The sequence below is a fragment of the Bernardetia sp. genome, from assembly GCF_020630935.1.
Lineage (GTDB): Bacteria > Bacteroidota > Bacteroidia > Cytophagales > Bernardetiaceae > Bernardetia.
The window spans coordinates 1-13533 of record NZ_JAHDIG010000003.1 but is presented as its reverse complement, the minus strand read 5'-3'; the positions used below and the strand labels follow the sequence as shown (position 1 = coordinate 13533).

Sequence of the window (13533 nt, the reverse complement as noted above, 5' to 3'; positions counted from 1 at the left end):
CTCCATCACAAATTGTGGTTTGAGAGGCTGATAAAGTAGCTGTGGGTAAAGGATTTATCGTAAAAATAGTAGACTCATCACTTGTCACAATTGGGTCAGAAGAAACCACACGTACTCGGTAGCCTATTCCTGCTGGTGTACCATTTGGAATAGTGGCACTTATAGGACTTGCTCCTGTTCCAATGACTGTTGGGCTTGCAAACGAACCACTTGCATCTGAAAGTTGTACAGTAAAAGTCTGTGTTACATCAAAAGTACCATTTACTGTGAAAGGAACACTAATTATTTCACTTGGACAATATGACGTAGGCGTAATTGCTCCTATATTTATTTCTATTACTTTATGAGCAGAAGAAAAAGGAGAAGTATTTCCACTTCCATCGGTAAGAGTTGTAGTTAGGTAGTCATCTATAACTGGAGCAGAAATAAAAGTTGTCATCTCCCACTGATTAGTTGTGGTTATAATGAAACTTCCCAAATATTCTTGTCCTTGTTTGTTGGATAGTGGTAGAGTAATATTATCTCTAAAAAGTTGTATTGTATCTCCTACTGCACAGACACAAGTACCTAAAACAGAAGAAGTAGATGCAGAAGTAATAACTGGAGCTTGCTTATTTGCATTTCCAACTGGAGAACCACTCAATACAATTCCACTTCCATTATTGTAAATGCTATTTTTTGAGATTTGATTTCCAGTTCCTGCATTGATATTTATGGCATTACTAGAAATATTGGTAATTAGGTTAGGAACTGTTCCTCCAATCAAGTTGTTGTTACCTCCTGTAGTTTGTATACTGATTGCAGTAGATAACTGATTTGTACTAGATGTTCCATTGGGTTGTAATCCAAAGACATTGTTTATGATAGTATGAGAATTTCCTTTAGAAATAATAGCAATACCTCCACCACCTGTGCTACTCTCAAAGATATTCCGCTCTGCTGGTGATGTTCCTCCTATAGTATAGGAATTATGTGAAGTATTATCTATGTTTATGGAAACTCCACTATTTATGAAGTGATTACCCGTAAATTTGATGTTGTTGTGTGTTCCAACTTCAATATAAAAAGTAGAAGCTGTAAAACCTTCCATTTGTAGTCCTCTAAAATGACTACCAGAAATATTACTATTTGTAATTACAAATCCGTTGCCATTAGAAAAAGTTGCTGATGCTGGTATAAGACGAATAGTATGTATAGCATCACTTACAGGAGAACCTTCAGTCATATTAGAGAGAGTATTTGGCGAACTACCGTACTGTGAAAAACCATCAATAAATACTGGATGATTTATATCTAACCAATCGTTACTTATATTCGTACCTCTAACTTCTATCGTTTGTACACCCAAAGCAGGAATACTAAAATCTATATAGTCTTTGTTTGAATTTATATCTGCTTGAACTAAAGCCCAACGCAAAGAACCTACCGTTGGGGAAGAAGGTATATCATCTGTTTCAGTAACACGTATTGCACGCAACGCACCATTTATTGTTCCATTATTTGATGCTACAACGTCTATAGCATCTCCACTTACCTGTTCAAAGTCCCAGTAGCCTACTGCTCCATTTGGTGTAGGACTTCCCATATCAGCTTGAATTTGTCCTGCATTACGAACAGAATTAAAAATACGAACTTCATCTATTTGACCAAGTAAAGCATCTACTGCTGCATTACTACCAATATACAAAACTGGACTAGCAACAGAATTAATTTTTAAAGCAGGAGTTGTAATTGGAGTAGAACTTCCATTGATATAAAGACTTATCGTACCAGCATTATCATCTACAAAAGCAAGATGATACCATTTATTTTTTTCAAAAGTATGAGAAAACTGGTGATGAGTAGTTCCATCAAAAAATGTAACGCCACTTCTATCAGCATTCATATAGTATGCCCACTTTGTAGTGGAAAACTCTACAAGCCCTATTAAAAATTGTCTATTTGCAGCATTGTCATACTGAGGTTTTACCCATAGTTCAACTGTACCTTGTGAATAGTCCATTACAAAACCAGAAGTAACTTCTATATGCCCCCCATCTCCATCAAAATACATGCCTCGGTTGCCGATGGGTTGTGAAGGAAGACAAGCAGGATTTACAGCATCGCCGTTAATTACCCAATTATTGGGAGCAGAAGTAAGAATGGCACGTTCTGCTATGGCATTACAGTAGGTACGTCCACCTGCGCCAAGAGTAAGAGGTTGTACTGACTGACTAGCCCAGCTGATAAGGGTAGCATCATAGTTGGCTTGAGACATATCTGTACCTCTCAACATTTCAGTCATGTTATTGACATTTTCAACATTCCAACTACTTAAATCTTGATCAAAGTTTGGAGAATTTGTAAACATGAAAAATAGGTTTCGAAATCGCTCTGTATTCCAACCACTTACATCTCCATTGAAAGCAGTAGCATCTTCAAACATGCCTTGCATATTTAGGTTTACCAAAGTACTTGTATTGAAGCTCCATGTTAAGTCTTGATTAAAGCTAGATGCACCATCAAACATTCTTCCAAAAGTAGTTCCACTACTTACGTCCCAGTTATCAAGAGGTTGGTTAAAAATAGATGCGTCTTGAAAAGCACGAGCAAAAGTTTGTACACCACTTACATCCCAACTATTCATATTTATATCGCCTACAAAATTAGTACACCCTTGAAACATTTCCCACATAGTAGAAACTCCACCCAAATTAGGAACGTTCGTAGCTCCTGCTCCAATAGTGGTTAAATTAGTACAACCTTTAAAAGCTGCTTCCATGCTTGTCCAAGCTATATCTCCCCATTGATCTATTTGAATGAGACGGTTCTTATCTATTCCATTGTTTATAATTATTCGCTGAAAATTTGTAGACTCAATATTTAGACGAATAGTTGCTCCTGTTGGTAATCCTATTATTGTACAAGTAGAACCAGAGAAACTTCCCGAACCTGAAGCACCTGAAGGAAGTTGTTGCCATGTATAATTAACTATTCCAGAGGTTGCTACTCCAAAAGTAAGTTGGTCTGTTCCTGAACCTGCTGTTGCTAAGTTCCATGTAGTGATGAAAGGGTTGGAAGGAGGTGTAAAGACAGAAAATTCTGTAGTTCCAGCAGAAAAAGGAAAAAAAACGGTATAATTTGGTGTAGAATAAGACGTTCCTGCTACTTCATCCCAACTACTTACGTTGTAAAAATGTACCTTAGAAGATGCATCAATACTTGCTATAGACTGTGGATTTTTGAATGTTATATTAGTATCTGTTCCATTGTTATCTATAAACCAAGAACCTACTCCACTCATACCCAAACTTGATATTCCGAAACGTACACTAGCATTGAATGCAGATGTTGATAATTCTACAGGCTGGTAATCTGTATTACTTCCAACAGGAAAAAGAGCAAGATTAGGAATATTTTTATTTATAAAACGTCCAGTATTATTTGTTTCTACCCAACCACTTGATACAACAGGGTTTGTAACAGGCTCATGTAATAAATCATGATTATTCAATCTAAGCCTACCATTACTTAATATCAATGAGTTGCTGATTGTAATGTCATTAGTAGTAAGCTCTACAAAGTCATTAGAAGTAGATTGATTATCAATAATGAGGTCATAAAATGAGTTGTTTCCAGAAAGTATTTGTGAACCTGTTGTGCCATCAAAAGTAACTGTTCCTGTTCCTGCTGTAAAAGTTCCATTATTTATCCAATTTCCTTGAATATCTATGTTATAGTTGTTTGAGTTTAATGTTTCACCTCCACTAATAGTTAAATTACCTAATACATTGATAACACCACTCAGCACTTTAGTATCTCCAGTAGTTGAACCTGTAAATATTACACTTCCATAATTAACACCTGCTCCACCTCTTACATTTCCAGCAGGAGATGTATAATCATAGATAAATGTAGAATTTACTGTATTATTAAAGTCTTGAACATCTGATCGTAAATCAGAACGCATAATCACTACTCCATTATTTATAAAACTTCCATTTCCCATTAAATAATTGGGAGCTAAAGCACTTGTTGTAGCATTATTAGTAAGGGTTACACTAGTACTTATATTGATTCCTCCTGCTCCCCAAAGTTGTACTTCACCTCCTCCTCCGTTATTTATGGTAACATTAGAATTTATATTGCAAGTACCACTTCCTAAACTTTCAGAAAATTGCATATTTCCATTGTTATTAGTAATGGAAATAGGGTTAGTTTCAAAGACAGAATGAGAAGACTTTCTCAACCTAAAAATACCATTATTTGTAATATTACCTCGGAAATTAAAAAAGAAATTATCTCCCATATTATTCGTAGTGGTAAGAAGCCCTGTTGAGTGAATTTTTAGTGTGCCATTTACTATCAACCTAGCATTATTTTGAAGGGTCAAACCTCCATATATTTCTAAGTTATTTACTTCAAAAGTAGCTCCACTAGGAATAAATACATCCTCTCCTGCACATATCGTCGTAACTGGTGTGCCAGCATTAGGTATTTGACCTGCAACTGACTGTGTAGCAGAACAATTTTCAAGCGACCAAGTATTAGGGTTTGTAGCATCTCCTCCAGAAAGTGAATATAAATCTGGCTGCCCAAAAACATCAAAAGCAAAAAATAAAAAAGTAAAAGAAAGTAATATATGTCTAAACCAAACAAAGTATTTTTTTCTCATAGTGATAAAGAAGTAGTAGTTAGTAATGAGAATTAATTTCTAACCATAAATGAGGTTTGAAACGCTCGTTTAGGATACTATTTTTAACCTCGTTAACGGTCAATATCTCAACAAGAGTTTGTATATAAAGATAACTAATTCAGTAGATTATTTAAACGTTTTAGTAGTAGTAGCATTACAAAGATACACATTTATTAATTAAAATTAAGACTTGTGTAGTACGTTGTTATTGGTTACGTAAAAAAATACAGAAAGTTATGGAAAATGGTCAATACCAAATTATTTTCGGTCTGAATGTTAGGGATTATGCAATTTAATTTTTACTCTTTATTGTTACGAAAAAAACACGTCTTTTCCTTACTATTATGTCCAAACCTACACATTCACGATTAAATTATTCGTAGTTCGTAATTGAACTAATCTTTGTAAGATTTTCTTGTTTTAAAGAAAAAATTAAAATACCTTTGCATTCGTTATTAAAAAGCTCATATATAAGCTGTTATCTTTACAACTGTCGTTGAGGCTTCGCCGTCAACAAGGTTTGTCATTACACTCAACACGGCTCTGCATCTCGTTGAGGGTTAAAATCTTACATAGCATAATGCAAAAACATCTATTCTTACTCATTTGGGTAGTCTTACTTTCCTTACCCAACCTTTCTTCTGCTCAAACAACTGGTGATTTTCGCACTACTGGAGCAGTTACCTTTTCATCTGCTACCAACTGGGAACGCTACGACGGCGCAAGTTGGGCTACAGCCACTAATGCTCCTACTTCGACAGATGGTGTAATTTATATTGGAGGACCTCACACGGCGCAAGTTACAAGCAATGTAACCCTAGACCAAGTTTCCGTTGATGGAATCTTACAAATCAACAACGGCGCAACACTTACCTTAGCAGACGGCACAGGCGATGACCTTTTTGTAAGAAATCGTCTCTTTTTTCAAGCTACTGGAACGATTGCAGGAGCAGGGCAGCTTGTTTTTGGCAACCAAGCCATTGTCAAGACAGCAAATGTAGGGGGAGTGGCAGCTTCTATTACCAGCACCTCGCCTACTTTTACAGCAGGAATAAGCTATGAGTTTGATGGCTCGGCAGCCCAAAGCACAGGCTTTGCAGGGCTAACTATCGGAAATCCTCTGCACTTCCACTTCAAAAATACGAATGGAATTACGATAGATGCTGACCTTACCATCACAGGAACGCTCACTAGCGACAAGAACGTTCCCATCACGATAGGCGCAGGCGTAACGTCTTTTTCGGCAGATGCTATCTACAACGGAGGCAGCCTCAATAACTGCGTAGGCGCAACCCTCACTCCAGCCTTTGAAAGTGCAGACTGGGCAAGCCCAAAGGGAATCTATCAAAGCCCTAATAGCAGCGAGCCTACCGTAGAAGCTACGAATATACAAGTAGTGAGAGGAGCAACCACAGCCCACATCTACTGGATGAAAAGTGGAAGTGGAAACAATCGTATCGTAGTCTTGAAAGCTGGTTCAGCAGTAGATGTAAATGCAGCCATAGACAACACCACCTACACAGCCGACCCAGTTTTTGGCAACGGCACAGCCCTAGATGGTGGCTTTGTAGTCTATAACGGAGAAGGTAGCCAAGTAAACATTACTGGACTTACCGACGGCACTACCTACCACGTAGCCGTATTTGAATACAATAAGGATTGCACAGGCAACCAAAACTATAAAACAGGCAGCCCACTCACTACATCTTTTGTAGCAGAAGAACGCCCTTTTCGTACTACTTGGATAACGGATGATGGTACAATTACTATTCCTACTAATGCAGCAAGTAGAACGTATAACTATGATATTACTTGGATAAACCTCACTAACTCTGGTGTAAATGAAGGCTCTATTACTGGCAGGACAGGAAACTATACCATTACTGGCTTAGAAAATGGTAGTACATACGAGATAGCCATTACAGGAGATTTTCCTCATTTTTATATGAATAACAATACCAATGAACGCTCTAAACTTATAACTATAGAGGAATGGGGGAGTATTTCTTGGAAGAGTATGGCATCTGCTTTCTCTGGTTGTGAAAATCTGATATACAAGGCTACTGATAACCCAAATTTGAGTAGTATAATGAATGTAACATGGATGTTTAGAGACTGTATTAGTTTCAATGGAGATATTGGGGGATGGAATACTAGTGCTGTTACACATATGTCTTATATGTTTTATAATGCTCTAGCGTTCAATCAAGATATTGGAGGATGGAATACTAGTGCTGTTACAGATATGTCTGGGGTATTTTTTAAAGTACAAGCCTTCAATCAAGATATTGGAAACTGGAACACAACAGCTGTTAGGAATATGAATGCTACGTTTGTTGATGCAACTGCCTTCAATCAAAATATTGGAAACTGGAACACAACAGCCGTTACAAACATGTCTGTTATGTTCACTAATGCAAAAGCCTTCAATCAAGATATTGGAAATTGGAATACAACAGCCGTTACAAATATGAGTAGTATGTTCTATAATGCTAGTTATTTCAATCAAGATATTGGAAATTGGAATACAACAGCTGTTACAAATATGCAACAAATGTTTCAAAGTGCTGCTGCCTTCAACCAAAACATTGGAAACTGGAATACGACAACTGTTACAGATATGGGTTATATGTTTAGTAATGCCACTTCCTTCAATCAAGACATTGGAAACTGGAATACGACAACTGTTACAGATATGGGTTATATGTTTAGTAATGCCACTTCCTTCAATCAAGACATTGGAAACTGGAATACTAGTAATGTTACGGATATGGGTTATATGTTTGGTAATGCCACTTCCTTCAATCAAGACATTAGAAACTGGAACACAGCAGCTGTTACAGATATGGGTTATATGTTTGGTAATGCCACTTCCTTCAATCAAGACATTGGAAACTGGAATACGGCAACTGTTACCAATATGGGTTATATGTTTGGTAATGCCACTTCCTTCAATCAAGACATTGGAAACTGGAACACAGCAGCTGTTACAGATATGGGTTATATGTTTCAAAGTGCTGCTGCCTTCAACCAAGACATTGGAAACTGGAACACAGCAGCTGTTACAGATATGGGTTATATGTTTCAAAGTGCTGCTGCCTTCAACCAAGACATTGGAAACTGGAATATATCTAATTTACAAGCAGGAACTTTAGGAGCATACCAAATGCTAGACAACTCTAATTTAGACCAACCCAACTACGACGCAACTCTTATAGGCTGGGCATCTCAAACTGTAAATACAGGCGTACGGCTAGGAGCCCAAGGCTTAGAATACTGTGCAGGAGAAGCAGCAAGAAATACACTTATCGCCAATGGCTGGACGATAAGTGGGGATAGTAAGGTGTGTCCTGCCCCTTTCCGTACTACTTGGATTACTACAGATGGAACAATTACTATCCCTACCAATGCTTCAAGTGGTACATACAACTACGACATTACTTGGACAAACCTCACAAACGCTGGAGTAAACGAAGGCTCTATTACTGGGCAAACTGGAAACTACACCATCACAGGCTTAGAAAATGGAAGTACCTACGAGATAGCTATTACTGGAGATTTCCCTCATTTTTATATGAATAATGGAAGTGAGAAGACTAAACTAAGAACCATAGAGGAATGGGGTGATATTGCTTGGAGTAGTATGGCAAGTGCTTTTCATGGATGCACTAACCTAACTTATAATGCTACAGATGTTCCAGATTTGAGTGGTGTCACTAATATGAGTTATATGTTTTTTGATTGTGCTAATTTTAATGGAAGTATTGGCAACTGGAATACGTCTGATGTAACAGATATGAGTTGGATGTTTGTCAATAGTACTTCTTTCAACCAAGATATTGGCAACTGGAATACAACAGCAGTTACAAATATGAATCGTATGTTTGCTAGTGCAAGTTCTTTTAATCAAAATGTTGGAAGTTGGAATATCAGTAATGTTATAACTATGCAAGGTATGTTTATCAACTCAAATCTAAATACAGCTAACTACGACGCAACATTAATAGGCTGGGCAGCACAAACTGTAAATACAGGGGTACAACTAGGCGCAGATGGCTTAGAGTACTGTGCTGGAGAAGCAGCTAGAAATACACTCATCGCTAATGGATGGACCATAACAGGAGATAGTAAGGTGTGTCCTGCACCAGAAATAGCCATCTTTGGAAATAGTGTAGAAATTGTAGATGGAGATACCACTCCAAGTGATACAGATAATACAGATTTATTAGATGGAAACCTTCCTGTTGCTGGTTGTGCGCCTGTATCTAAGATTTTTACTATCAGAAATGAAGGAGGACAAGACCTTATATTAAGTGGAAATGTAACAATAAGTGGCTCTACAAACTTTGCTATCACAGCACAGCCAAGTAGTCTAACTATTCCAGCAGGAGGCAGTGAAGACTTTATGGTTACTTATAGTCCTACACAAGATGGAACAGAAACAGCAACTGTGTCTGTCGCTAGTAATGATACTGATGAGAGTCCTTATACATTTGTTGTACAAGGAGCAGCACTTGATGGAATAAGACCTGTTGTTCGTGTTTATCCTTCCACAGTAACAGCAGAGTGTAGTTACACATCACCTACACTATATGCTGAAAATTCTAATTTTGATAGATGTGGTGGCAGTCCATTTGTTGGAGTTCCAGATGTTACATTTCCTCTGACTACGTTGGGAACAACCACGGTAACTTGGACGTTTACAGATTTGAGTGGAAATAGCAGTACCTTCTCACAAGATATTACTATTACAACTGATGCAACTGCGCCAGTAGTTCCTACTTTAGCAGATATTACAGCAGCTTGTAGTGTTACTTCACTTACTCCACCTACTACAAACGATGCTTGTGCAGGAACAATTACAGGAACAACAACAGCTACTTTACCTATTACAAGTTCTCAAACTATCACTTGGACGTTTGATGATGGTAATGGAAATACAAGTACAGCAGACCAAAATATAGTCATTACTGATAATGTAGCTCCTACAGCTTCTTGTCAGAGTATTACAGTTACCTTAGATGCAACAGGAAATACAACTGTTTTTGCATCTCAATTAGATAATGGAAGCAGTGATAACTGTAACGGAACGCTCAATATGGCAATTAATGGTTCGTCATCAGTTAGTCTAAATTGTGCTAACATTGGAGCGAACAATGTTACATTTTCAGTAACTGATGATAATGGAAATACAAGTTCTTGTGGAGCTACAATTACAGTACTGAAGAACCCTCCTACACCTCCAACATTATCTGACATTACAGCAGAATGTTCTGTAAATTCGTTAACAGCACCAACAGCTTTTGATGTTTGTGTAGGAACAATTACAGGAACAACAACACAAACATTTCCTATCACAGCACAAGGAACAACAGTTGTTACTTGGAGATTTGATGATGGTAATGGCAATGTTGTAACAGCAGACCAAAATGTAATCATTGAAGATACAACTGACCCAACAATTTCCCTTCCTCCTAATGTTACCATAAACTGTGGAGACTGTATTGCACCAGCATGTCTAGGAATGGCTACAGGAAGTGATAATTGTGGAGGAGTTACTGTTACATACACAGATTCAGGATTACCAACATCTTGTGGTTTGGTTACCAGAGCTTGGACAGTTACAGATGATGCAGGCAACCAATCTACAGGTGAACAGTTAATCACTATTGTAGATAACACAACACCAGTATTTACAAATATCCCAACAGATATTACCGTATCTACTGATGTCGGAGAGTGTTATGCCACTTTTAATCCATCCATTACTGGAACTCCAACAGCAACAGATTGTGGTTCTGTAAATATTACTAATGACGCTCCTTCTCAGTTGCCTATTGGAGCAACTCTAATCACTTGGACAGTTACAGATGAATGTAGTAACTCAACGACTACAACACAAACAATTACTGTTTCAGACACAAAAGAGATAAATCTACAAGGCAATAGCCAAGATATATCTAATGGAGATGTTTCTCCAAGTACAGCAGATAACACCGACTTTGGAAGTTCAACTATTGGAGTAGGGCAAATGGTTACCTATACAACTCAAAATACAGGTACATCAGATCTTACCATTTCTTCTATTGATATAACAGGAGTAAACACAAGTGATTTTGCAGTAAGTAATTTTACTAATAATACAATAATTGCAGGCAATAGCTTTACTACTTTTGATGTTACTTTCACACCTTCTGCTAGTGGGACAAGAACAGCTACGATTACTATTAATAGTGATGATTGTGATGAAGGAGCTTATGATTTTATTGTTCAAGGAACAGGCATAGAAAATCCTTTCCGTACTACATGGGTAACTACAGACGGAACAATCACAATTCCTACTAATGCTTCAAGTGGTACATATAATTACAACGTCACTTGGACAAACCTAACTAATGCTGGTGTAAATGAAGGTTCTATTACTGGGCAAACTGGAAACTACACCATCACAGGCTTAGAAAATGGTAGTACGTATGAGATAGCTATTACTGGAGATTTTCCTCATTTTTCTGTGTCATCTGGAGACAGATTGAAACTTCAAACTATTGAAGAGTGGGGGGATATTGCTTGGAAAAGTATGGCTGGTGCTTTTTCTGGTTGTTCTAATCTTACATATAATGCGACAGATAATCCTAACCTTAACTCAGTAACAGATATGAGCTTTATGTTTTATGGTGCGACTTCTTTTAATGGAAATATTGGCAGTTGGAATACTTCTACAATTACAAATATGAGATGGATGTTTTATGAAGCAAGCTCTTTTAATGGAAATATTGGAAGCTGGAACACATCTTCAGTTATAAACATGAGTGGTATGTTTAGTGGAGTAATAAGTGGAGCATATTCATTTAATCAAGATATTGGCAGCTGGAATACATCTTCAGTTACAGATATGAGTGATATGTTTAATTTAGCAACTTCATTTAATCAAGATATTAGCAATTGGAATACTCAAAACGTTACAAATATGGTTAACATGTTTCGTGAAGCAAGTTCTTTCAATCAAGATATTAGCAATTGGAATACTCAAAACGTTACAAATATGGCATTTATGTTCTATACTCCTTCTTATAGTTCTTCGTCATTTAATCAAAGCCTAGCTAATTGGGATATATCTAATTTAAGTGCTGGAAATAATAATGGTGCAGATGGAATGTTTGGAGGTTCTAATTTAAATCAATCCAATTATGAGGCAACCCTCGTAGGCTGGGCGACTCAAACCGTAAATACAGGTGTAGAACTAGGAGCAGACGGCTTAGAATACTGTGCAGGAGAAGCAGCTAGAAATACACTCATCGCTAATGGCTGGACTATAACAGGAGATAGTAAGGTGTGTTCTGCTCCTTTTACCTTCACTTCTGCCATTACAAGTGTGAGTTGTTCAAGTGGCTCAACAGGAGCAATTGACTTGACGGTAACAGGAGGTAGTGGAAGTCCTACGTATGCTTGGACAGGTGTAGGAGGATTTACAGCTACGACCCAAGATATTTCTGGCTTGTCAGCAGGCAGATATGAAGTTACCATTACTGATGGAGGCACAGATTATACAGCACGTTATTATGTAGGCTATGATTTAAGTTGGACAAACTTAGAAAATCTAACGCTCAATGCAGATGGCACACTTGAAAAAGTATCTACTTCGGCATGGGATAGTGATGCTAACTCAATAGAAATAATTCCTGGTGCAGGTGGTATTGCTTTTACAGCTTCTGAGACTACTTCTTCTTATATGGTGGGGCTTTCTGTAGATGACACCAATCTTTTCCCTTCATTTAGTGATATAGACTATGCAATTTATCTAGCTTCAACAGGGACAGTACAAGTGTATGAATTGGGTACGTATATAGGAGAATTTGACACCTATCAAGCAGGAGACCTTTTTACAATTATTCATGATGGTAGCAATATTACTTATTCAAAAAATGGCAATGCTTTTTATACAAATAATAGTGCTACAAGTTCTTCTTTATTTGTTAGTGCTACAATGTTCACGGCAAATGCTACTATACCAAAAATACAACTTACTAATTGTAATGTCATAACCTCTGCTGGTATTACTCCTGTCAGTTGTGCGACAGGAAGCTCGCTAGGTGCTATTGACCTTACTGTAACTCAAGGGAGTGGTAGCTATACGTATTTATGGAATACAGGTGCAACGACACAGGACATTTCGGGTTTAACAGCAGGAGATTATGATGTTACTATTACAGATGTAGGTAGTGGGCTTGCTTATGAGGCTAGTTATACTGTAGGATATGATTTGAATTGGACGGATTTGGTTAATCAAACTAATAATGGATCTGGTAATCTAGTAAAAAATGCTTCTACAGGTTGGACAGGTGATGCAAGTTCTGTAGAGCGTATTGTAGGAGATGGAGGAATTACCTTTACAGCTTCTAAGCGTGATGCTTCTTATATGGTGGGATTATCATACACTAATACTAATGCAGGTTTTTCTGATATTGGTTATGCTATTTACCTTAACAAGCTTGGAGAATTAATAGTTTATCAACAAGGTGTTTTTAAAGGTGATTTTGGCTCTTATAAATCAGGCGATTTGTTTAGTATTATACGTAGTGGTAGCACCATAAACTATTATAAAAATGGTAGTGTTTTTTATACACAAACTAATGCCAACTCATCTGCGCTTTTTGCAAGTGCATCCATTTATGATGCAAATGCAGTCACTCCTCAAGTACAATTTATAAACTGTCCTATTTCTCTGGATATGGCATTCAACCCAAGTAGTTGTTCCTCAGATGTAGGGTCTGCAACGGTAAGTTTGGTAGGTGAAGCTCTTCCAGTAACTTATGCGTGGTCAAGTGGTGAAACAACAGCTACCATTACCAACAAACCAG

At 37.4% G+C, this 13533-nt stretch carries 2 protein-coding genes; one reads left to right on the top strand and one right to left on the bottom strand.

Features of this window, described 5'->3' with window-relative positions; genetic code table 11:
- The coding region (locus QZ659_RS01345) for a BspA family leucine-rich repeat surface protein (protein WP_291720738.1) at positions 1–4654 on the bottom strand (4654 nt) is incomplete at its 3' end.
- A 601-nt stretch (positions 4655–5255) separates the two neighbouring features.
- On the opposite strand from QZ659_RS01345, the gene QZ659_RS01340 reads away from it, so the two are divergent.
- Positions 5256–13533: BspA family leucine-rich repeat surface protein (locus tag QZ659_RS01340; protein ID WP_291720736.1), on the top strand; the 8278-nt coding region annotated here is incomplete at its 3' end.